Source organism: Pseudomonas sp. RT6P73 (genome assembly GCF_054897715.1).
The window spans coordinates 3,913,331-3,934,177 of sequence record NZ_JBUBUV010000002.1 but is presented as its reverse complement, the minus strand read 5'-3'; the positions used below and the strand labels follow the sequence as shown (position 1 = coordinate 3,934,177).

Genomic DNA, 20,847 nt, shown 5'->3' with positions numbered 1-20,847 from the left:
ATGAATATGCCTGTAACTAAAACCGCCACCGTCAAGGCGCCGGAACAACCAAAAACCGCGATCTCGGCCCTCTGGCGCCCGGCGCTGGTGCAAGCCTTCGTCAAGCTCGACCCACGGCAGTTGCAGCGTGCGCCGGTGATGCTGGTGGTCGAACTGACCGCCGTCCTGACCACCGTGCTGTGCTTCATTCCCGACAGCACCGTGCCGACCTTCGTCGCTGCGCAAATCGCATTGTGGTTGTGGTTCACCGTGCTCTTCGCCAACTTCGCCGAAGCCCTGGCCGAAGGTCGCGGCAAGGCCCGCGCCGACAGCCTCAAGGCCGGCAGCGAAGGCTTGAGCGCACGCCGCAAAACCAGCAACGGCACCTTTCAAGTGGTGCCGGCGACCAGCCTGCGCAAAGGCGATGTGGTGCGCGTCGAAGCCGGGGAAATGATCCCCGGCGACGGCGAGGTCATCGAAGGTATTGCAGCCGTCAACGAAGCGGCGATTACCGGTGAATCCGCGCCGGTGATTCGTGAGTCCGGGGGCGACCGTTCGGCCGTCACCGGCAACACCCGCCTGGTCTCCGACTGGCTGTTGGTGCGCATCACCGCTAACCCGGGCGAGTCGACACTGGACCGCATGATCGCCCTGGTCGAAGGCGCAAAACGCCAGAAAACTCCGAACGAGGTCGCGCTCGACATCCTGCTGATCGGCCTGACCCTGATCTTCCTGCTGGTGGTCGTGACCCTGCAACCGTTCGCCCACTTCGCCAACGGCAGCCTTCCGCTGGTGTTCCTGGTGGCGTTATTGGTCACGCTGATTCCGACCACCATTGGCGGTTTGTTGTCGGCCATCGGTATCGCCGGGATGGACCGTCTGGTGCGCCTGAACGTGATCGCAAAATCCGGTCGCGCCGTGGAAGCGGCGGGGGACGTTCACGTCCTGCTGCTGGACAAGACCGGCACCATCACCTTCGGTAACCGTCGCTGCACCGCTGTTTATGCAGCGCCCGGCGTGACCGCGAAGGAGTTGGCCGAAGGTGCGTTGTTCGCTTCGCTGGCCGATGACACAGCTGAAGGCAAGTCGATCGTTGAGTATCTGCGCGGGACTCATCCGCAACCTGAGCCCTCCGCTGACGTGTTGACCGCTGTGCCGTTCAGCGCCGAAACCCGCTTGTCGGGTGTCGACTATCAAGGCCGCGTTTATCGCAAGGGCGCGGTGGATTCGCTGCTGGCTTTCGTTGGTCTGAAACGCGCCGATCTGGCCCCGGCACTGTCCCGGGAAATTGACAAGATCGCACAGAGCGGCGGCACGCCGTTGCTGGTCTGCGCCGAGGGTAAATTGCTCGGTGCGATCCACCTCAAGGACGTGGTCAAGCCCGGCATCCGCGAGCGTTTCGCCGAGCTGCGCAAACTGGGGATCCGCACGGTCATGGTGACCGGCGACAACCCGCTGACCGCCGCGGCCATTGCCGCCGAAGCGGGCGTCGATGACGTGCTGGCCGAAGCCACGCCAGAGAAAAAACTGGCGCGCATTCGCCACGAACAGAACGACGGTCGCCTGGTCGCCATGTGCGGCGACGGTGCTAACGATGCCCCGGCCCTGGCCCAGGCTGACGTCGGCATGGCGATGAACGACGGCACGCAAGCAGCGCGTGAGGCGGCGAACATGGTCGACCTCGACAGCGACCCGACCAAGTTGCTGGACGTGGTGCAAATCGGCAAGGAATTGCTGGTGACCCGTGGTGCGCTGACGACGTTCTCCATCGCCAACGACGTGGCCAAGTACTTCGCCATCCTGCCGGCGTTGTTTGCCTCGATCTACCCGCAATTGGGCGTGCTCAACGTCATGCACCTGACCAGTCCGCAGAGCGCGATTCTGTCGGCGATCGTGTTCAACGCCTTGATCATCGTGGTGCTGATTCCGCTGGCGCTGCGTGGTGTGCGAGTGCACGCGGCCAGTGCGGCGGCGTTGTTGCGACGCAACCTGCTGATCTATGGATTGGGCGGGATTCTGGTGCCGTTTGTGGGGATCAAGGCGATCGACATGCTATTGACGGCGTTGCATCTGGTTTGAGGCTGAAATCGCCCCCCTCACCCTAACCCTCTCCCGGGGGGGAGAGGGGACTGATCTCGGATGTCTTGCGAAATTTAGCGACCTGAGAGACCGAGTCGAACTCAGGTTTTGAAAGGCACAAAGATCGGCTCCCTTTCCCCCTCTCCCCCGTGGGGAGAGGGCTGGGGTGAGGGGCTGGATTTCCCTGATACCCCACTTCTCCAATTTCGAGGATTCTGAAATGTCCACAATGATACGCCCGGCCCTGAGCCTGCTCGTGCTGATGACCCTGATCACCGGCGTCGCTTACCCCCTGGTCGTGACTGGTGTCGCCCAGGTCGCGTTCCCCGATCAAGCCAATGGCAGCCTGGTGCGCGACGCCGACGGAAAGGTCCGTGGTTCCTCACTGATTGCCCAGGATTTCGTCGGCGATGCCTGGTTCCACCCACGGCCATCCGCCGGCGCGTTTGCCACCGTGTCGAGCAGCGCCAGCAACCTTTCACCGAGCAACCCGGCGCTCGCGACTCGCGTGATTGACGATGCCAACAAACTGCTGGTGCCGGGGCAGGGGCCAGTGCCGTTGGCCATGCTCACCACCTCTGGCAGCGGTCTCGATCCGCACTTGCCACCGGCCGCGATTGCCTATCAACTGGCGCGTGTTGCGGCGGCGCGGAATCTGCCGGTGGCGACCCTCCAGCAATTGATGGATGCGCACATCGAGCAGCCACTCGTTGGCCCGCCGGTGGTTAATGTTCTGGCGTTGAATGCGGCGCTGGAAAACCTGTAGAGCGGTGGCGCTGCCAATCGCTAGCAGGCTAGCTCCCACAGGAGAGTGCATTTCAAAATGTGGGAGCTAGCCTGCTAGCGATGGCGACAGAACAATCACCACATCACTATCTGAATAAAGTGAGCTTCAAACATGAGTGACTCCGGCCGCGCCGACGCGCTGTTAGCAGACCTGCCCCGCGATGGCCGTGGCCGGCTCAAGGTTTTCCTCGGCGCCGCGCCCGGTGTCGGCAAGACTTACGCCATGCTGCAAGCGGCCCACACCCAATTTCGCCAGGGCGTGAAAGTCATCGCCGGCGTGGTCGAAACCCACGGTCGCGCCGAAACCGAAGCGCTGCTCGGCGGCTTGCCGCAACAGCCGTTGGTGCGCTCGGAATACCGTGGCGTGATGCTCGAAGAAATGGACCTCGACGGCCTGCTCGCCGCCCAACCGAAACTGGTGCTGGTGGACGAACTGGCCCACAGCAACGCCCCCGGCAGCCGCCACGCCAAACGCTGGCAAGACATCCAGGAATTACTGGCCGCCGGCATCGACGTGTTCACCACGGTCAACGTCCAGCACCTCGAAAGCCTCAACGATCAAGTGCGCGGAATCACCGGTGTCCAGGTTCGCGAAACCCTGCCGGACTGGGTGCTGCAAGAGGCCTACGAACTGCTGCTGATCGACCTGCCTCCCCGCGAACTGCTTGAGCGTCTGCGCGACGGCAAAGTCTACGTGCCGGAGCAGGCACGGGCGGCCATCGATGCCTTCTTCACCCAGACCAACCTCACCGCCCTGCGCGAACTGGCGATGCAAACCGCCGCCGCTCAAGTCGACAATGACCTGGCCCAGGGTTATCGCCAGCTCGGTCAAGCGGCACCGGCCGTGCGCGGTCGTTTGCTGGTCGGCGTCGATGGCGATGCTCAGGCCGAACGCCTGGTCCGTCACGCCAGTCGTGTTGCCCAGCGGCGGCATCTGCCGTGGAGCCTGGTGCATGTGGACAACGGCAGCGTGCGCGACGAGCAATCGCGCCTGCGCCTGCAAAGTGCCCAGCAACTGGCGGAGCGCCTCGGCGGCGAAGTGGTTTTATTGCGCGCTGGCGAAGTGGCCAAGACGCTGATCCAGCACGCCGCTGAACGTCGCGCCAGTCTGGTATTGGTCGGTCAGTCCCGCAATCGCCTGCGTCGGCGCTTGTTCGGTGGAGGTCTGGCTTCACGCCTGCTGCGCAATGCGCGCGGGCTGGAAATCAACGTGCTCGACAGCGATCACGAACAGCATCAGCCGCGCCAGCGTTCGGCGCAGTCGCTGGTGTGGTTCGATTACGCGTTGGCCCTGGTGGCAACGGTTTTGGCCAGTGCTTTGGCCTGGGCAGTGGCGAGTGTTTTGCCGCTGCCGAATATTTCGCTGGTGTTCCTCGCCGCGGTGTTGCTGGTGGCGGTGCGCAGCAGTCTCGGCCCGGCGCTGGCCTGTGCGGCGCTGTCGTTTCTGACCTATGACTTTTTGTTCATTCCGCCGACTTTCTCTTTCAGCATCCAGCGCGAAGAAGACGTGTTGACCTTGCTGTTCTTCCTGCTGATGGCCGCCCTCACCGGTAACCTCGCGGCGCGGCAACGGCGGCAATTGCAGGCATTGCGCGACACCCAGGAAGAGACCACCGAACTGCTCGACCTGTCGCGCAAACTCACCGCCGCCACTGACCGCCAGGCCGTGGTCAGTGCCGCGGCTCAGCACCTCAACGGCTGGAGCGAATTGCAGCTGTGCCTGCTCAATCGCGACGGCCCGGCAGGCTGGAAGGTCGAAACCGGTGGCCCGCTGGAATTTTCCGAAGCCGAGCGCGCTGCCGCCGATTGGGCCTGGCAACACGACCAGCCGGCGGGCGCGGGCACTGGCACGCTGCCGTTCGGGCGCTGGTGGTGGTGGCCGCTTTCAGTAGAAGACGGACCGTTGGCGCTGCTCGGTGTGTGTGCCAAAGAAGGCCAGACCTTGAGCGGTCAGCGTCGGCGTTTGTTGACGGCGTTGAGTCAGCCGCTGGCTCAGGCACTGGCGCGCGCGCAACTGGCCGAAGACCTCGAAGCGGCTCGCCTGCACGGCGAAACCGAGCAGTTGCGCAGTGCCTTGCTGGCGTCCGTGTCCCACGATTTACGCACGCCGCTGACCTCCATGCGCGGCAGCATCGACAGCCTGCTGGCCCTCGGCGAAGCCATCCCGCAGGAGGATCGACTTGAACTGCTCGAAGGCACCCGCGATGAAGCCGAGCGTCTCGACCGCTACATCCAAAACCTGCTGGACATGACCCGCCTCGGTCACGGCGCGTTGAAGCTGGCGCGGGACTGGGTGTCGCCGGCCGACATCGTCGGTAGCTCACTCAATCGCCTGCGGGCAGTGCTGGCGCCGTTGCAGGTCAGCACCGAAGTGCCGCCCGAATTGCCGCTCCTGTACGTGCATGCCGCGCTGATCGAGCAGGCGCTGGTCAACGTGCTGGAAAACGCCGCACGTTTTTCGCCGCCTCACGGTCGACTGCAATTACGCGCCGGAGCCGATGACAGCGAACTGTTTTTCTCGGTGAGTGACGAGGGGCCAGGGATTCCGGAGGACGAGCGGGCGAAGATTTTCGACATGTTCTACACCGCCGCGCGCGGTGATCGGGGCGGGCAGGGCACCGGACTGGGGCTGGCGATTTGTCAGGGCATGGTCGGCGCACATGGCGGTCGGATCAGCGTCGCCGACGGCATCGAAGGGCGCGGCACCTGCATCACGCTGCACTTGCCCTTGCAGGCGCAGCCAGACGTAGAAAATGAGAGCTGAAAGTGAGCGCAGAAAGTGAAGCCTGATACCCTTTGGACATCTCCATGCCACGACCGGAAACCATGAGCCAGACCGCGACCATTTTGGTCATCGACGACGAACCGCAGATCCGCAAATTCCTGCGCATCAGCCTCGCTTCACAGGGCTACAAAGTGCTGGAGGCCGGCACCGGCAACGAAGGCCTGGCCCAGGCTGCGTTGAACAAACCCGACTTGCTGGTGCTCGACCTCGGCCTGCCGGACATGGACGGCCAGCAGGTGCTGCGCGAGTTTCGCGAATGGTCGACGGTGCCGGTGCTGGTGCTCTCGGTGCGTGCCAGCGAAGGGCAGAAAGTTGAAGCGCTCGATGGCGGTGCCAACGACTACGTGACCAAGCCGTTCGGTATTCAGGAATTCCTTGCCCGGGTGCGGGCCTTGTTGCGTCAGGCACCCGTTGGCGAGGCTCAGCAAGCGGCGCTGACGTTCGGCCCGTTGACCGTGGATCTGGCTTATCGCCGGGTGCTGCTCGATGGCACTGAAGTCGCGTTGACCCGCAAGGAGTATGCGGTGCTGGCGCAACTGGCGCGGCATCCCGGGCGGGTCATCACGCAGCAACAGTTGCTGAAAGATATCTGGGGGCCGACGCATACCGAAGACAGTCATTATCTGCGAATTGTGGTGGGGCATTTGCGGCAGAAGCTGGCGGACGATCCGACTCAGCCTCGGTTTATCGTCACCGAGGCAGGGGTAGGGTATCGATTGTTGAGTGGAGAGGACTCTTTCGGTCAGGTTTCCGAGTCCAAGCCCTGAAGGTGGTTTTTGCATATTTGCCGTTCGTCGGAACTGTCATTTATGTCAGGTATCAGGAAGAGATAGGTAATCGTATCTTCCCTTTACGACGTCACTGACACTGCGGACAAGGGTGGCTTCGGTCAAAAAACTCAACCGGTTTATTGAATTGGAGCAGGTATGAAAAAGCGCAAGCCCTTGGCAATGGATGAGACGGAAGTGCTTATACCGGGAACGGCTCATTCACTGCAGATGTATCCAGATCTAGAACCGGATTCTACGGTGGATACCACTTTTAAGCGTCAGCCTACAGGCGGTAAGAAACCGTACTTCTACGAAGTGGATAATCCGCGAATCGCTGACGTTAATCAGGAGGGTGTTGTCAGAGCGTTACGCTCGGGCAAGGTAACCGTGAAGGTCACTGACGCGGCGGGTCAGTCCAAAAGTTACATCGTGAATATCCCGAACGGGAAAGCCTTTTTCCATTTTGGCACTGCAAGGCTGCGTTCTTTAATTGAGGATGCCAATAGAGAACGAGTGCAGCTTTCAAACCTCGATGATTTGAACGTTCTTTATCAACGCTTTGGAAACCGGTGGCCGTTGAATGGTGGGCAGTTTTGGTCAACGACGGGTTCATCGGAAAAGCCAGAGCCACCACCGCCGGACCCGATGGGGACGGGACACAATTACTACACGAAGGACATGAAAACCGGTGTCGAACAGACTAACGACGGTGGTCATGTCTTTATTGCAATTGCCAGGAATCTGTAAAAATACTCCTCCTTAAAATCATCGAAGGGAGCTGAAAGACAACTCCCTTCGATGTGTCTTGGCCAAGGTGATGCCGCAAACACTTCGGCACATTGCACATCACTGTTTCAGTCCCGCTCACTCTCATACCGATCCAGCGTATCCCGAGCAATCTCCCGCCCCAGCGCGATCAACTCCGGCGCCTTGTAAAACTCGAAAAACCGGCACACCCGTTTCGGCACGTTAATCAGGATATCCGGCGGATACCCGGCGATCTTGTACTGCGCCAACGATGTCTGCATCACCTCAAAACTCTGGTTGATCAGGTCCAGCAAAGATGCCGGTCCCACGTTGTCGATGATGAAAGAACCGGTGGCGGACTTCGGCGCGCCTTCGCGTTCGGGGGCTGCCGCCGGTTGCTGGGCTTCGGGTTCGGCGGATTCGATCCAGGGGTTGATGTCGGCCGCTTCGGCCATCAACGCCTCCTTTTCCAGCAGCAGCAATTGTTCAGCCTGTTTGCGGCGGAACGGCAATTTTGAACCCAGCGAATTGATCAGGCTGTCGAACCGGGTCTTGAACGCAGGCGGACGCTGAATCACCGGCAGTTGATAGTGACGCTGGTTGGTGGAGTTGAGGTTGACCGCGATGATCAGGTCGCAATGGCTCGACACCACGGGCACGATCGGTAAAGGGTTGAGGATGCCGCCGTCCACCAGCATGCGATTGCCCTGCATCACTGGCGTGAATAGGCTGGGAATCGCCGCGGAGGCACGCATGGCCTGGTGCAGGCAGCCTTCCTGGAACCAGATTTCCTGCTGGTTAGTCAGGTCGGTGGCCACCGCCGTGTAAGGGATGCGCAGGTCTTCGATGTTGATCTCGCCGACGATCTTGCGGATCTGCCCGAACACCTTCTCCCCGCGAATCGCGCCCAGGCGAAAACTGACGTCCACCAGACGCAACACGTCGAGGTAGTCCAGGCTTTCGATCCAGTCGCGATAATCGTCGAGTTTGCCCGCGGCGTAGATCCCGCCGACCACGGCGCCCATCGAGCATCCCGCGATGCAGGCGATGTCGTAGCCGCGCCGTTCGATTTCTTCAATGACACCGATATGGGCATAACCCCGGGCTCCACCCGAACCCAACACCAGCGCGACACGCTTTTTCATGAATCGCCCTCGTCTGACAAGGTTCAACAATGCACCCATCAAGGGGCGCGCTTCAATCGCCAAGGTCGCTCGACGGGCCGAGAGCGTCGTTTTTTCGACACTCCATGGCGGCACATGGGTATTCTCGCGAGCGTTTGAAGTTTGCGCGGTGGGGCCAAGGCACTTTTCACGTGCCAGACCGTCTTACCTGCACGACTGTTTTTCTATTTTTGAGGTGTGTTTGATGAAAGCCTGGATCTGTGTGCCTTTGATTGCCCTGGCACTCGCCGGTTGTGCTGGCAAAACCGCTTATCGTGACAGCTGCGGTAGCGGGCTCGATGCCGCGTGGCATGAACTGGACCTGGCCAAGGCCGAGGGTTTCGCCGGCAACGTCAGCTACTCCAAAGCCCTGTCGCTGTTGACGGCGGCCAAGACTCAACAGCAATTCGAAGGCTTCGAAGGCTGCACCAAGAAGGCCGAGAAGGCGCGCTTCTATATTCGTGAGTCACGTGCTGGCCGTTAAGGCATGATCTAGGCTTGGGGAAATTCATTTCAGGGAGCAAAAAATGCCTGCCTTGGTTGATCGGTTGGTGGCTCAAGTTCTGGGTATGGAAGTTCGCTTGCTGGCCTGCCAGGCACGCCTGAGTGCGCGCACTGACCCGGAGGCGTTGCACGACCTGCGCACCACGGTTCGCCGGTTGCGCAGCCTGTTGCGGCCATTGCGCGGGCTTCCTGGGGTCGAGCAACTGGAAGCGGCGTCGTCCCGGGTTGGCGAGCTGACCACGCCCATGCGTGATCGCGAGGTGCTGGCGGCATACTTGCTCAAGCACGATCAACCGGAAGCGGCGCAACGGCGCATGGCACAGATGGCCGCGGCTTATCCGGCAGTCGCGACCAGCCCCGAGGTCACGCAGTTACTGATGATCCTCGACGCCTTTCCGCGTTTCCTGCGCGCTTCCCAGCGTCAGTGTTTGCTCAAGGGCCTGCGCAAACGCATCGAAAAACGCCTGGCCAAACAATGGAAGAAGCTCGATCAGGCCCTGCACGATCCTGCTCATGATCGCCATCGCTTGCGTCTGCTGATCAAACGCGTGCGCTATGGCATCGAAGCCTATCCCGAACTTGATCGCTTGCCCAAGGCGGCGATGCCGCGATTGAAGTCTGCGCAAGGTGCCTTGGGCGACTGGCACGACTGCTGGCAATGGCTGGTCAGGGCCGAACAGGAGGCCGATTTGCAGCCTTGCGTTGCGGTCTGGAAAACCACCATGGCCAAGGCCGAAGAACGCGCCGACCGCGTCCTCGACAAACTCAGCAACGCCTGCTTCAAATCCTGAAACCACCGCAAATCCCTGTGGGAGCTTGCTCGCGATGACGGTATGACAGCCAATATCAATGTTGAATGTCACGGCCCTATCGCGAGCAAGTTCGCTCCCACAGGGATGGGTGTTGAACATGGAATCAGTGTTCCAGTCCTGCACGGCCTATCTGTCAGCCTATTTGGCCGGAATAAGCGCTGTGCCGTCCTCGCCGGCTGGTTAACATCCTTCCATCTTTTTCCGCACCGAGGTTCTCATGCGCTTTTCCGATCTGCTCGACGCTGTCCGCCGCCAGCCGCTGGAGCTGTCTATCCCGGCAGCGTGGGCTCAGGGGCGTGCCAGTTTTGGTGGTTTGGTGGCCGCGTTGCAATACGAAGCCATGCGCGCAAAAGTCCCGGCGGATCGGCCGGTGCGTTCGCTGGCGATTACCTTTGTCGGACCGGTCGAACCCGAAGTGCCGGTCAGTTTTGAAGTCGATGTGTTGCGCGAAGGCAAAGCCGTCAGCCAGGTGCTGGGCCGGGCGATGCAGAAGGGCCAAGTGGTGACGTTGATCCAGGGCAGCTTCGGTGCGTCACGACCTTCCGAAGTCGCGGTCGCGGCCGAACCTGCACCTGAAATGAAACACTGGGACGATTGTCAGGAACTGCCGTACATCAAAGGCGTACTCCCGGAATTCATGCAGCATCTGGCGATGCGCTGGAGTGTCGGCGGTCTGCCGTTCACCGGCAATAAGTCCCGTGAGATGGGTGGCTGGGTGCGTTTGCGCGGGGATGTGAAGGAAGAGGTGGTCAGCGAGTCGCATATTCTGGCGCTGGTGGACGCCTGGCCACCGGCCCTGCTGCCGCACCTGAACAAACCGGCGATGGGCAGCACGCTGACCTGGACCATCGAATTCGTCCAGCCGCTGCTGGAGTTGAGCACGCTGGACTGGTGTAAATACCGGGTTGAAATCGAGCATGGCGCCGACGGCTACGGCCATGCGGCCGCGAAACTGTGGAGCGCGGACGGTCAGTTGATCGCCATGAGCCGGCAGACGGTAACGATTTTCGCCTGATCAGTGACGACGGTGGCGCTCACGCCAGGCGCGCCACCATCCACCACTCAGAAAAAACCGTGGGAAGGTCAGGAACTGCTCAACCAGTAAGCGCGATAGCGCATCTTTGCGATCACTGAACGGCTCGGAGGCTTGCGCCTCCAGGCTATGGCCGTGGCGTTGCAAGCCCAGTGCGGCGATCACGCCAATGACACCGATGGCGAAGTTCGCGAAATTCAGGCCGAACACCCCGGAAACAATCAGCAGAAACGCCACGATGAACAGCGGCACGGCAATCAGGTGCAACACCAGATTGGTCGGGTGCTGGTGATTGCCCGGGTAGACGCGCCATTGCCAGGCGGGAAGGTTGGGGTCACGTTTGCCCATGATGCTAATCCTCGATCCATGTTGAACACATGATTGAAGAATAGGCGGGGCAAGGGCGGGCGGCGAATCGAGGTTGGCTATCGAAGTGATAGCGGTCATGGTCAATATTGATGTTGGAGCGGGCTGGCGCCTCCGCGGGCAAGTCGGATCGCCGCACCGCTCGCTCCTACAGTTCGTGCGCAGTTCCTGTAGGAGCGAGGCTTGCCCGCGAAGGGGCCCTCAAAGCTTGAGCTGTCCGATAGCCTTGCTCAATTCCCCGGCCAACGCCGCCAGTTCATTACTGGTAGTCGCCGAATCCACAGTCTGCTGCACGGTGTTTTCGGTCACATCCCGAATACTCACCACCGCCCGGTTCATTTCTTCCGCGACCTGACTCTGCTGCTCGGCCGCTACCGCAATCTGCGTATTGCTTTCGCGCATCTGCGCCACCGCGCTGGTGATTTGCGCCAACGCGACGCCAGCCTCCTGGGCCTGTTGCACGCAGTCGTCAGCCTTGAACGAGCTTTCCTGCATGAAATCCACCGCGTCCCGGGTCCCGGCCTGCAGCGCGGACACCATGAGGGTGATCTCGTCGGTGGACGTCTGGACACGCTTGGCCAGGTTGCGCACTTCATCGGCTACAACTGCAAAGCCGCGTCCCATTTCGCCGGCCCGGGCCGCTTCAATCGCTGCGTTCAGCGCCAGCAGATTGGTCTGCTCGGCAATGCTGTGAATCACGCCGACCACACCGTTGATTTTCTGACTGTCCTCGGCGAGACGCTGGATCATCTCGGCCGTCTGCTGCACGCCGCTGGACAACCCGGCGATGGATTTCTGCACCCGACTGACCACTTCCTGCCCGCTGCCGGCCAAGGTGTCAGCGGTTTGCGAGAGGTCGCGGGTCGCGCCGGCGTGTTGGGCGATGTGATAGACGGTGGCGGTCATTTCGTTGATTGCCGTGGCGGCCTGATCGGTTTCGCTTTGCTGGCCGAGCATGCCGTGACGCACTTCGTTCATGCTTGAAGCCAGCCGCGCCGCGCCGACATCCAGTTGCCGGGCGGTGCTGGCGACGGTGTTGACCACTCGCTGGTAACCGGCCTGCATTGCGTTGAAGGCATTGGCCATCTGCCCGACTTCGTCCTTGCAGGCCAGCGGCACACGGGCAGACAGGTCGCCGGTTTTCTCGACGTGGAGCATCACGTCTTTCAAGGTGTTGAGCTGACTCAGCAGGAACCGGATCAACAGCTGCGAAGCGCCAAGCATCGCCAGCATCAGGATGAACACCGCCACCGCGTAGTTGGCAAAGCGTTCGCCGAACACCTGGCTCAGGCTCGGACCGTAGGCGACCACCGCGACCTGCTGGCCGTCGGGGCGAGAGAGCACCTCGGCGCCCATTAACGGGTTGTCGCCGAACAGCGGCATGAAGTTGATCTCGACCCAGCCATTGGCTTCACCCAGTTCCAGCACCGGCTGCTCGTTCAGCAACGGCGCCTGCCCGCGACTGAAAAACAGCAGATGATCAGCCTTGGGCAGCGGTTGCCCGGCAGGCCAGGCGTTGAGCAAACGTGCCTGCGCCTGAGCCGAGGCTTGGGAGGCATGGCTGCGGGCCTGTTGCTCGAGTTGCACGGCGTACAACACCAGCATAAGCGTGGTAATGAAGGCGACCGCATTGACCGCCCAGAATTTGTATTTCAGCGAGATGTTGCTAAGCCAGGCACCCATGGAGGTCTTCTCTGATAGCGGAAACAGCATTGGCAAGGTGCCAGCATTGTGCCGCTATGCAGGAACTTAGATGTTGATGCAGGTCAACGAGCACCAAAAAACCCCTGTGGGAGCGAGCCTGCTCGCGATAGCGTCGGCACATTCAACATTGATGTGACTGACAGGACGCTATCGCGAGCAGGCTCGCTCCCACAGGGAGATTTGTGGTTACTGGGGGATTGAGGGCAGGCTGTAAAACGCCCGCGCGCAGGCAGTGGTGTGAGCGGCCAGATCCTCTTCCGTTTCACCCCGATGCAACGCCACTTCCCGCAGCACTTCAGTCAAATACGCCGGTTCATTGCGACCGTTCTTCGGCTTGGGTCGCAAGCTGCGCGGCAGCAGATACGGCGCATCGCTCTCCAGCATCAAACGCCCGCGCTTGATCTCCTTCACCAGCGGATGCAAATGCGTGCCCCGGCGCTCGTCGCAGATCCAGCCGGTGATACCGATGTGCAAATCCAGATCCAGGTAACTGAAGAGCGCCTTCTTTTCCCCGGTGAAGCAATGCACCACCGCGGCCGGCAGCTGATCACGGTAGTCACGGAGGATTTCCAGCAGTCGCTGACTGGCATCGCGCTCGTGGAGGAACACCGGCAGTTGCAGGTCGACTGCCATCGCCAGGTGTTCTTCGAGGACTTTTTCCTGCTGTGGGCGCGGCGAGAAATCGCGATTGAAATCCAGCCCGCATTCACCCACGGCTACCACGTTGGGTTCCTTGAGCAAACTGCGCAGTTGCCGGGCGCTGTCGGCGTTCCAGTCGCTGGCCGAATGAGGGTGAATGCCCGCGGTGGCGAACAGCCGCTGAGCCGATTCGTCCAGCTCCCGGCACAGTTCCAGTGCCTGTTCGCTGCCCTCGACACTGGTGCCGGTCAGGACCAATTGGCAGACCCCTGCGGCATACGCGCGATCGAGTACGGCCTGGTGTTTATCACCAAAACTGGGGTTGGTCAGGTTGACGCCGATATCGATGAGTTGCATGGTGCTACCTCGGACCAAAGGCCGGAAAGCATATCAGAGCTGTAGATTTATAAGAAAAGCCAAGAACTACAACGAGTTATAGCTGTCTCTTGATGCCGCGAGACACGCTGGGGTGGCCAATGTGCCATCACTGTGCCAGTCTTTCGCACTTTGTCAGCGCTCAAGGCGCTCTGTTTCTGTCGTTCGATTTCATGAAAATTCTTGAGATCGGCCCAGTATTCTTTCCGGAGAGTGGATGACACGTCCCTCGATTTTGCTTCTGCTGTGCTGTTCGTTGCTGCTGCCGATGCCGGCGGTTGCGCGTCTTGCCGGCCCGCTGCAGGCCGTGCCGGCGACCAAGGTCCGTGACCTGACGGAGATTCGCAGCAGTCGTGTGTTGCGGGTGCTGGTCAACCAGAGCCGCAACAGCTCCGGCGAAGTCCAGGGCCAGGCCATCGGCGTCGAATACCACCGCCTGCGCGCCTTCGAGCAATACCTCAACGGTCACGCCCGTGACGGTCAGGAAATCACCCTCAAGATCATTCCCAAAGCCAAGGATCAACTGCTCGGAGCCTTGCAGCGCGGGGAGGGTGACCTGGTCGCGCCAGGGGAGTTGCTCGATTTGCAACCGGGCCACGCGGTCAGCAGCAGCGAACCGATTGCCAGCAATATCCCGTTGGTGCTGGTGGGAATCAAAGGTGAACGCCGTTACACCCGAGTCGAACAACTCTCGGGTAAAACCCTGGCGCTGCCCACCGGCAGTGCTGCCGGGGACGCGGTCAGTCAGATCAATTCAAAGCTCGCCCTGCACAAACTGGCACCGGTGAAAATCGAATGGGTCGACCCCAGTCTGGCGGTTGAAGATGTTCTGGAAATGGTTCAAGGCGGGATCTTTCACCTGACCATCGTCGAGCAACCGATTGCCGAACGCTGGGGCAAGATCCTGCCCAAGTTGCGCTTCGACAAGCAGGTGCTGATCAGTGAGCCGGGCGAAGAGTTCTGGTTCGTGCGCCGTGACGCTTCGATGCTGCGCGCGAGCATCGATCGCTTCCTGACGACCTACAAAAAACCGTCGGACCAGGATGCGGCGTTCCTGCGAATCTATCGACGTTTGTATCAAGTGCACTATCCGTTGGCCAAGGCTGATCGGCAGCGTCTGGAAAAACTTCGCCCGGTGCTGCAAAAGCACGCGGAGGCCCAAGGCATGGACTGGCTCAACCTGGCGGCGCTGGCCTTCAAGGAGTCCTCGTTGCAACCCAATGCCCGCAGCGGTAGCGGCCCCACCGGACTGATGCAGATCACGCCTTCCGCGGCCCAGCGCGTCGGGGTCAGCAACATTCAGAACCTCGACGCCAATGTTCAGGCCGGTGCCAAGTACCTGGCGATGATCCGTCGCAAGTTCTTCGCAAGCCCCAAACTCAATGAGCGCGAGCGCATGGCGTTCGTGCTAGCGGCTTACAACATGGGACCGGAACGGGTGCAGGGCATGCGCGCCGAAGCCCGGCGGCGCGGCCTGAATCCCAATCAGTGGTTTTTCCAGGTCGAGCGCATTGCCATGGAGCAGGTGGGCATGGGCGCCGTCAGCTATGTGAATAGCGTGAACAAGTATTACCTGGCGTTCGATCGTGAGCGGGAGTCGTTGGAGCCTCAGGGACAGAAAGTTGCCTCACGGAAATGATCGGCTAAACTGATTGTTATGTCGCAATTATTGCGCTTTTAACATTGGTTTTATCGATTAATATAGCGGCCAACCCACACACAATCACAATGGATGACACAGCATGAGCTCACTGATCAACAAGGTACTGTTTACCCGCGCTGGCTACGGCTTGACCGTTCTGCGGATCTTCGTCGGCATCATCTTCGCCGCTCACGGCGCGCAGAAACTCTTTGGCATGTTCGGTGGCTACGGCATTGCCGGCACCGCGCAGTACATGGAAAGCCAGGGGCTGGCACCGGGTCACCTGATGGCGATCCTGGCCGGTGGTACCGAGTTCTTCGGCGGTCTGGCCCTGATCATCGGTCTGCTGGTACGTCCGGCAGCACTGGGTCTGGCCTTCCTTTCGCTGGTCGCCATTTTCACTGTGCACATCAGCCACGGTCTGTTCATGTCCAACAACGGTTATGAATTCGCCCTGGCCTTGCTCGGCGGCAGCATCGCAGTACTGATCGAGGGTGCCGGCAAACTGTCGGTAGACCGCGCAATCGCTGACTGACCGCTCTGGCTCAACGAAAAGGCCCGCATCACGCGGGCCTTTTTTGTTGCGCGTCATTCTTGACACTGTCCAGTCAGCTTCTCTAGGATGCTGCTCATGCGCCGATTTAAACAGCTACTTGCGGGGCGCCAGGTGACTCATCCAGTTGCCGATAGAAGCTTGAAACAGGCTTCGAAATACCGCTAAAGCGCTGGTTCGGTGTTGCCTCTCACCTGCCATGCAGACTTTTGAGGCAGAGACACGACTCGATGAATGCACTAAGCCCCGTTGTACGCCCCGCGCCGATCACGGCACACCTCACCCAGCGCAATCCAAAAATCCTGCTTGGCGGAAAACATCAGCCCACGCTCCTGCGTTATCTCGATGGCTGGCCACGTCGCACTGGCGGGCCCGCAGCGTTCCTGATCCAGTTTGTCGAAGACGGCGAATCGCTGGCGCGATTTGCCAGCGACAGTTTCGATCTGGCGGTGATTCAATCGCCCAGCGTTGAAGAGGCACCAGAAGTGATCAGGCAACTGACCCGGGTCGCCCGGCAAGGTTTGATTACGCGCCGCTGATGCTTTAGAGATATTCGATCGCCACGATGTACACGCACTGCTCACCGGTCGGTGTCTGGACCCGCACTTCGGCGTCCAGCGCCTTGCCAATGAGCGCACGGGCGAGCGGCGAGTCGATGCTGATCAGGCCCAGTTTCAAGTCCAGCTCATCCGGCCCGACGATGCGGTAGCGTGACTCTTTGCCGTCTTCATCTTCGATGGTGACCCAGGCGCCGAAGTAGACCTTGTTCGGGTCGCTGGGCTTCTCGCTGACGACCTTCAGTGCTTCGAGCCGCTTGGTGAGAAAGCGCACGCGACTGTCGATTTCGCGCAGCATCTTTTTGCCGTAGGTGTACTCTGCGTTTTCCGAACGATCACCCTGTGCCGCCGCCTCGCTGACCGATTGCGTCACCTGAGGCCGACGGACATGCCAGAGCTCATGAAACTCGGCCCGCATCCGCGCTTCACCTTCGGGGGTGATCAGCGCGGTGCCAGCGGTGCGGGGAGGGCGATAACGGCTCATGGCAACTTCTTGTGATGGAAAGGCCTTGAGTCTATCAACCCTCGCGCAACACTGTCAGGGGGCTGGCGTTCAACGCGCGCCGGGTACCGAATACGCCGGCGCCGCCAATCAGCACCGCGCCAATCAGCGGCAACACCAGCAGACACGGATGCGGATGCCACGGCAGGTCGAAGGCATAGCGGTAAAGCACCAGGCTGACCAGTTCCGAACCCAACGCCGCCAACAACCCGCTGACCGCGCCGAGCAAACCGAACTCGATCCGCCGTGCCTTGACCAGCAACTGCCGTTCCGCCCCCAACGCGCGCAACAGCGCGCCTTGGCGAATGCGCTCATCGAGGGTCGCCTGCAAGCCCGAGAACAACACGGCCATCCCCGCCGCCAATACAAACAGCAGCACATATTCCACCGCCAGGGTGACCTGGGCGAGGATGCTGCGTAGCTGCTCCAGCAAGGCTTCGACTTGCAGAATGGTCACTGCCGGGAAGGCCCGGGACAGGTCGACAATCTGCTGATCGTGACCGGCCGCCAGATAGAAACTGGTCAGGTAGGTCGCCGGCAAATCCTTCAACGTGCCGGGCTGGAAGATCATGAAGAAGTTCGGCTGGAAGTTGTCCCAGTTGATCTCCCGCAGGCTGGTGACTTTCGCTTCGCGATTGGCCCCGCCAACGGTAAACACCATGTGATCACCGAGCTTGAGCTTCAGGCTTTCGGCGACCTTGCCTTCCACCGACACGCCAGGCACGTTGTCGGGTGGCTGTTCGCTCCACCAGTTGCCCGCCGTGAGTTTGTTGCCTGTCGGCAGGTCCGCCGCCCAGGTCAGGCTCAGGTCGCGCTGGATGGCCCGATCCCCCGCCGAATCCTTGCTGACGATTTCTTGCACCGGCTCGCCGTTGATGCTGATCAGGCGTCCGGGTACTACCGGGTACAGCGGCGCCGATTGGGCTGACAGTTCGATCAGGCGATCGGTGAAGGCCTGTTTGTCGGCGGGCAAGATGTTCAGGGCGAAATAGTTTGGCGCGTTTTTCGGCAACTGGTTTTGCCAGGTATCCAGCAACTCGCCCCGCAGCAATGCAATCAGCGCCATGGACAACAGGATCAGACCGAAAGCCAGGGCTTGTCCCGCTGCCGCTAAAGGATGACGCAGCAGTTGGCCCAGCCCGAGGCGCCACGGCAATGAAGCGCGTGCCAGCATCCGACGCAGGCTTTTGAGCAGCAGTAACAGCAGGCCACCGAGGATCAACGCCGCAATGACACCGCCGCCGAGCAGGGCGAAGGTCAACACCAGATCGAGGCTCAGGCGCCACATGATCAGGCCGAGGGCGCCCAACGCGGCGCCATAGACCATCCAAGTGCTGGAAGGAATCGGCAGCATATCCCGACGCAGTACCCGCAACGGCGGCACTCGACCGAGTGCAGCCAGCGGTGGCAGGGCGAAACCGGCCAATGCCACCAGCCCGGTGCCGATCCCGGCAATGGCTGGAAACAACCCTCCCGGTGGCACATCGGTCGGCAACAAATCATGCAGCAGCGCGAACAATCCAAGCTGTGCGAGCCAGCCGAGGAGGGCGCCACCGAGGCTGGCGAGCAGGCCGAGGACCGTCAGCTGCAAACTGAACAGCACCATGGTTTCCCGGCGCGACAGACCCAGGCAGCGCAGCAAGGCACTGGCATCGAAGCGGCGGGTGGCGAAGCGCGTCGCCGACAGCGCCACGGCCACGCCGGACAGCAGAACCGCCACCAGACTGGCCATGTTCAAGTAACGCTCGGCCTTGCCCAGCGCGCCGCCAATCTGCCGGTTGCCATCGCGGGCATCCTGTATGCGCTGGTTGGCGGCCAGGCCGGGTTTGATGAGTTGACGATAGGTTTCCAGCGCTTCGGCTTTGCCGCGCCAGAGTTCGCGGTAACTGACCCGGCTGCCCGGTTGCACCACGCCGGTCGCGGCGAGGTCGCTGAGGTTGATCAGCACCCGCGGCGTGAGGCTGTAGAAATTGCCGGCACGGTCCGGTTCATAGGTCAGAACTCGCGCCAGTTTCAGGGTGCGCAGGCCGACATCGATGCTGTCGCCGATCTTCAGATCGAGCGCGGTCAGAAGCCGCGCTTCGACCCAGGCTTCGCCGGGTTTCGGTCCGCCACCGGCTTCTTCCGGGGCGAAGGGCGCTGGGGCGCTTTTCAATTCGCCACGCAGCGGATAAACGTCGTCGGCCGCCTTGATGCTGGACAGCTGAATGCCGTTGTCAGTGGCGATGACACTGGAAAACTCCACCACTTGAGCGTGTTCGAGTCCCAGCTCCGTGCCGCTTTTGATCTGTTCCAGTCGCGCGGGAGAGCTGCCTTCAAGCAACAGGTCGGCGCCGAGAAATTCGGTGGCGCGCAGCATCATGGCGCCGTTCAGGCGGGCACCGAAATAACCGATGGCGGTACTCGCCGCCACGGCCACCACCAACGCGAAAAACAACACGCGCAGTTCACCGGCACGGGCATCGCGCAGGAGTTGGCGGATGGCAAGACTGAACAGGCGCAACAGCGGCAGGCGTGCCATCAAGGCTCCAGAGGGGCGACCAGCAGGCCGGCTTCAAGGCGGATCAGGCGCCGGCAGCGATGTGCCAGGCGTTCGTCGTGGGTCACCAGCACCAAGGTCGTGCCGCGTTCCTGGTTGAGTTCGAACAACAAGTCACTGATGCGCTCGCCGGTGTGGCTGTCGAGGTTGCCGGTGGGTTCGTCGGCGAACAACACATCGGGTTCGGCGGCAAACGCACGGGCAATCGCCACGCGTTGCTGCTCGCCACCAGAGAGCTGGCGCGGCGAATGGGTCAGACGCTGGCCGAGGCCAACGCGCTGGAGCAATTGAGTGGCACGTTCACGGGCGTCTTTGCGGCCATCGAGTTCCAGCGGCAGCATGACGTTTTCCAGTGCGTTGAGACTGTCCAGCAGTTGAAAGGACTGAAACACAAAACCGACATGCTCGGCGCGAATGCGTGCGCGCTGGTCCTCATCGAGATTGCTCAGGCCCTGGCCGGCGAGGGTGACTTCACCGCTGCTCGGCAGGTCAAGGCCGGCGAGCAGGCCCAGGAGGGTGGATTTGCCGGAACCGGAGGCGCCAACGATGGCCAGGCTGTCGCCCTTGTTCAGTTCCAGGCTGAGTTCGTGCAGGATAGTCAGTTCACCTTCCGCGCTGGGGACCACTTTGCTGAGGTTCTTCGCGGTGAGAATGCTTGCGCCCATGGAGAATCCGATGCGAGTGTGGTTTTTGAGTGCTGGCCTGGCCTTGATGTGCATGGCCCAGAACGCAGCGGCGGGTACAGTCCTGATCGTTGGCGATAGTATCAGCGCCGGTTTCGGCCTGGATACCCGCTTGGGGTGGGTCTCGTTGCTTGAACAACGGCTCAAGCGCGAAGGTTTCGACGATAAAGTGGTCAACGCCTCCATCAGCGGCGACACCAGTGCCGGAGGCCAGGCGCGCCTGCCCGCGCTGCTTGCAGAGCATAAGCCTGAGCTGGTGATCCTCGAGTTGGGCGGCAACGACGGGCTGCGCGGAATGCCCCCGGCTAATTTGCAACAAAACCTTGCGTCGATGATCGACACCTCCAGGGACAGTGGCGCCAAGGTGCTTTTGCTCGGCATGCAGCTGCCACCCAACTATGGCGTTCGTTACACCGAGGCCTTTGCGAAGGTTTACAGCGCGCTGGCCGACGAGAAAAACATCCCGCTGGTGCCGTTTTTTCTCGACGGCGTGGGCGGTCATCCGGACTTGATGCAGGCCGACGGATTGCACCCGGCTGCCGGGGCTCAGGACAAGTTGCTGGAAAATGTCTGGCCGACACTGAAACCGCTGCTTTGACGCTTTTCTAGCGGCGGTGTTTCGGCTAAGG

At 61.1% G+C, this 20,847-nt stretch carries 19 protein-coding genes; 12 read left to right on the top strand and 7 right to left on the bottom strand.

Features of this window, described 5'->3' with window-relative positions; translation table 11 throughout:
- The 5 genes from kdpB (at nt 1) to ACYZT6_RS18410 (ending at nt 7,146) form a co-directional block, all read left to right on the top strand.
- On the top strand, nt 1-2,058 hold the full coding sequence (gene kdpB, locus ACYZT6_RS18430; protein WP_462028110.1) for a potassium-transporting ATPase subunit KdpB: 2,058 nt from the start codon (nt 1-3) through the stop codon (nt 2,056-2,058).
- Between the two features lie 220 nt (nt 2,059-2,278).
- The gene (gene kdpC, locus ACYZT6_RS18425) at nt 2,279-2,824 is read left to right on the top strand and encodes a potassium-transporting ATPase subunit KdpC (protein ID WP_462028109.1); all 546 of its coding nucleotides are present in this window, start codon (nt 2,279-2,281) and stop codon (nt 2,822-2,824) included.
- A gap of 132 nt (nt 2,825-2,956) precedes the next feature.
- Nucleotides 2,957-5,608 carry a DUF4118 domain-containing protein gene (locus tag ACYZT6_RS18420; RefSeq protein WP_462028108.1) on the top strand — a complete coding sequence of 884 codons (2,652 nt, stop codon included), beginning with the start codon at nt 2,957-2,959 and terminating at the stop codon, nt 5,606-5,608.
- Nucleotides 5,609-5,670: 62 nt separating this feature from the next.
- Nucleotides 5,671-6,396, top strand: coding sequence for a response regulator (locus ACYZT6_RS18415; RefSeq protein ID WP_462029978.1), 726 nt, complete (start codon nt 5,671-5,673; stop codon nt 6,394-6,396).
- Between the two features lie 159 nt (nt 6,397-6,555).
- Nucleotides 6,556-7,146: an Ig-like domain-containing protein gene (locus ACYZT6_RS18410; protein WP_462028107.1), complete on the top strand. Its 591-nt coding sequence runs from the start codon at nt 6,556-6,558 to the stop codon at nt 7,144-7,146.
- 107 nt (nt 7,147-7,253) lie between these two features.
- Here the strand turns inward: ACYZT6_RS18410 and ACYZT6_RS18405 are convergent, their stop codons facing one another.
- Nucleotides 7,254-8,291, bottom strand: a complete 1,038-nt coding sequence (locus ACYZT6_RS18405) for a patatin-like phospholipase family protein (protein WP_462028106.1) — start codon at nt 8,289-8,291, stop codon at nt 7,254-7,256.
- Nucleotides 8,292-8,514: 223 nt separating this feature from the next.
- Here ACYZT6_RS18405 and ACYZT6_RS18400 point away from each other — a divergent pair, with 223 nt between their 5' ends.
- The 3 genes from ACYZT6_RS18400 (at nt 8,515) to ACYZT6_RS18390 (ending at nt 10,640) form a co-directional block, all read left to right on the top strand.
- Nucleotides 8,515-8,793, top strand: a complete 279-nt coding sequence (locus ACYZT6_RS18400; protein ID WP_462028105.1) for a hypothetical protein — start codon at nt 8,515-8,517, stop codon at nt 8,791-8,793.
- A gap of 43 nt (nt 8,794-8,836) precedes the next feature.
- Nucleotides 8,837-9,604 (top strand): CHAD domain-containing protein, encoded by a 768-nt coding sequence (locus ACYZT6_RS18395; RefSeq protein WP_462028104.1) that lies wholly within the window; start codon nt 8,837-8,839, stop codon nt 9,602-9,604.
- 238 nt (nt 9,605-9,842) lie between these two features.
- A complete protein-coding gene (locus ACYZT6_RS18390; protein ID WP_462028103.1) occupies nt 9,843-10,640 on the top strand; it encodes an acyl-CoA thioesterase in 798 nt (265 codons plus the stop codon).
- On the opposite strand, the gene ACYZT6_RS18385 is transcribed toward ACYZT6_RS18390, so the two are convergent.
- The 3 genes from ACYZT6_RS18385 to ACYZT6_RS18375 form a co-directional block, all read right to left on the bottom strand.
- Entirely contained in the window at nt 10,641-11,006 is a 366-nt protein-coding gene (locus ACYZT6_RS18385; protein WP_462028102.1) for a terminase, read from the bottom strand. It lies immediately after the preceding gene.
- Between the two features lie 219 nt (nt 11,007-11,225).
- Entirely contained in the window at nt 11,226-12,707 is a 1,482-nt protein-coding gene (locus tag ACYZT6_RS18380) for a methyl-accepting chemotaxis protein (protein WP_462028101.1), read from the bottom strand.
- Between the two features lie 207 nt (nt 12,708-12,914).
- Complete coding sequence (locus ACYZT6_RS18375; RefSeq protein WP_462028100.1) at nt 12,915-13,724, bottom strand: TatD family hydrolase; 810 nt, start codon at nt 13,722-13,724, stop codon at nt 12,915-12,917.
- A 235-nt stretch (nt 13,725-13,959) separates the two neighbouring features.
- Here ACYZT6_RS18375 and ACYZT6_RS18370 point away from each other — a divergent pair, with 235 nt between their 5' ends.
- The 3 genes from ACYZT6_RS18370 (at nt 13,960) to ACYZT6_RS18360 (ending at nt 16,476) form a co-directional block, all read left to right on the top strand.
- Entirely contained in the window at nt 13,960-15,381 is a 1,422-nt protein-coding gene (locus ACYZT6_RS18370) for an MltF family protein (protein WP_462028099.1), read from the top strand.
- A 103-nt stretch (nt 15,382-15,484) separates the two neighbouring features.
- Nucleotides 15,485-15,919 (top strand): DoxX family protein, encoded by a 435-nt coding sequence (locus tag ACYZT6_RS18365; protein WP_462028098.1) that lies wholly within the window; start codon nt 15,485-15,487, stop codon nt 15,917-15,919.
- A 248-nt stretch (nt 15,920-16,167) separates the two neighbouring features.
- A complete protein-coding gene (locus tag ACYZT6_RS18360; protein WP_010461613.1) occupies nt 16,168-16,476 on the top strand; it encodes a hypothetical protein in 309 nt (102 codons plus the stop codon).
- 4 nt (nt 16,477-16,480) lie between these two features.
- On the opposite strand, the gene greB is transcribed toward ACYZT6_RS18360, so the two are convergent.
- Genes greB through ACYZT6_RS18345 form a run of 3 tightly spaced genes read right to left on the bottom strand, consistent with a single transcriptional unit; the run spans nt 16,481 to nt 20,200 of the window.
- A complete protein-coding gene (greB, locus tag ACYZT6_RS18355; protein ID WP_033057207.1) occupies nt 16,481-16,978 on the bottom strand; it encodes a transcription elongation factor GreB in 498 nt (165 codons plus the stop codon).
- A gap of 34 nt (nt 16,979-17,012) precedes the next feature.
- A complete protein-coding gene (locus ACYZT6_RS18350; RefSeq protein WP_462028097.1) occupies nt 17,013-19,517 on the bottom strand; it encodes an ABC transporter permease in 2,505 nt (834 codons plus the stop codon).
- Nucleotides 19,517-20,200: an ABC transporter ATP-binding protein gene (locus tag ACYZT6_RS18345; protein WP_109633656.1), complete on the bottom strand. Its 684-nt coding sequence runs from the start codon at nt 20,198-20,200 to the stop codon at nt 19,517-19,519. The genes ACYZT6_RS18350 and ACYZT6_RS18345 overlap by 1 nt, the downstream gene beginning before the upstream one ends.
- 10 nt (nt 20,201-20,210) lie before the next feature.
- On the opposite strand from ACYZT6_RS18345, the gene ACYZT6_RS18340 reads away from it, so the two are divergent.
- Nucleotides 20,211-20,816 carry an arylesterase gene (locus ACYZT6_RS18340; protein ID WP_462028096.1) on the top strand — a complete coding sequence of 202 codons (606 nt, stop codon included), beginning with the start codon at nt 20,211-20,213 and terminating at the stop codon, nt 20,814-20,816.
- Nucleotides 20,817-20,847 lie beyond the last annotated feature (31 nt).

What these genes read in the sequence shown, in the direction of transcription:
- kdpB (WP_462028110.1), top strand. Translation starts at nt 1, where the DNA reads ATGAATATGCCTGTAACTAAAACCGCCACCGTCAAGGCGCCGGAACAA.
- kdpC (WP_462028109.1), top strand. Translation starts at nt 2,279, where the DNA reads ATGTCCACAATGATACGCCCGGCCCTGAGCCTGCTCGTGCTGATGACC.
- ACYZT6_RS18420 (WP_462028108.1), top strand. Translation starts at nt 2,957, where the DNA reads ATGAGTGACTCCGGCCGCGCCGACGCGCTGTTAGCAGACCTGCCCCGC.
- ACYZT6_RS18415 (WP_462029978.1), top strand. Translation starts at nt 5,671, where the DNA reads ATGAGCCAGACCGCGACCATTTTGGTCATCGACGACGAACCGCAGATC.
- ACYZT6_RS18410 (WP_462028107.1), top strand. Translation starts at nt 6,556, where the DNA reads ATGAAAAAGCGCAAGCCCTTGGCAATGGATGAGACGGAAGTGCTTATA.
- ACYZT6_RS18405 (WP_462028106.1), bottom strand. Translation starts at nt 8,291, where the DNA reads ATGAAAAAGCGTGTCGCGCTGGTGTTGGGTTCGGGTGGAGCCCGGGGT.
- ACYZT6_RS18400 (WP_462028105.1), top strand. Translation starts at nt 8,515, where the DNA reads ATGAAAGCCTGGATCTGTGTGCCTTTGATTGCCCTGGCACTCGCCGGT.
- ACYZT6_RS18395 (WP_462028104.1), top strand. Translation starts at nt 8,837, where the DNA reads ATGCCTGCCTTGGTTGATCGGTTGGTGGCTCAAGTTCTGGGTATGGAA.
- ACYZT6_RS18390 (WP_462028103.1), top strand. Translation starts at nt 9,843, where the DNA reads ATGCGCTTTTCCGATCTGCTCGACGCTGTCCGCCGCCAGCCGCTGGAG.
- ACYZT6_RS18385 (WP_462028102.1), bottom strand. Translation starts at nt 11,006, where the DNA reads ATGGGCAAACGTGACCCCAACCTTCCCGCCTGGCAATGGCGCGTCTAC.
- ACYZT6_RS18380 (WP_462028101.1), bottom strand. Translation starts at nt 12,707, where the DNA reads ATGGGTGCCTGGCTTAGCAACATCTCGCTGAAATACAAATTCTGGGCG.
- ACYZT6_RS18375 (WP_462028100.1), bottom strand. Translation starts at nt 13,724, where the DNA reads ATGCAACTCATCGATATCGGCGTCAACCTGACCAACCCCAGTTTTGGT.
- ACYZT6_RS18370 (WP_462028099.1), top strand. Translation starts at nt 13,960, where the DNA reads ATGACACGTCCCTCGATTTTGCTTCTGCTGTGCTGTTCGTTGCTGCTG.
- ACYZT6_RS18365 (WP_462028098.1), top strand. Translation starts at nt 15,485, where the DNA reads ATGAGCTCACTGATCAACAAGGTACTGTTTACCCGCGCTGGCTACGGC.
- ACYZT6_RS18360 (WP_010461613.1), top strand. Translation starts at nt 16,168, where the DNA reads ATGAATGCACTAAGCCCCGTTGTACGCCCCGCGCCGATCACGGCACAC.
- greB (WP_033057207.1), bottom strand. Translation starts at nt 16,978, where the DNA reads ATGAGCCGTTATCGCCCTCCCCGCACCGCTGGCACCGCGCTGATCACC.
- ACYZT6_RS18350 (WP_462028097.1), bottom strand. Translation starts at nt 19,517, where the DNA reads ATGGCACGCCTGCCGCTGTTGCGCCTGTTCAGTCTTGCCATCCGCCAA.
- ACYZT6_RS18345 (WP_109633656.1), bottom strand. Translation starts at nt 20,200, where the DNA reads ATGGGCGCAAGCATTCTCACCGCGAAGAACCTCAGCAAAGTGGTCCCC.
- ACYZT6_RS18340 (WP_462028096.1), top strand. Translation starts at nt 20,211, where the DNA reads ATGCGAGTGTGGTTTTTGAGTGCTGGCCTGGCCTTGATGTGCATGGCC.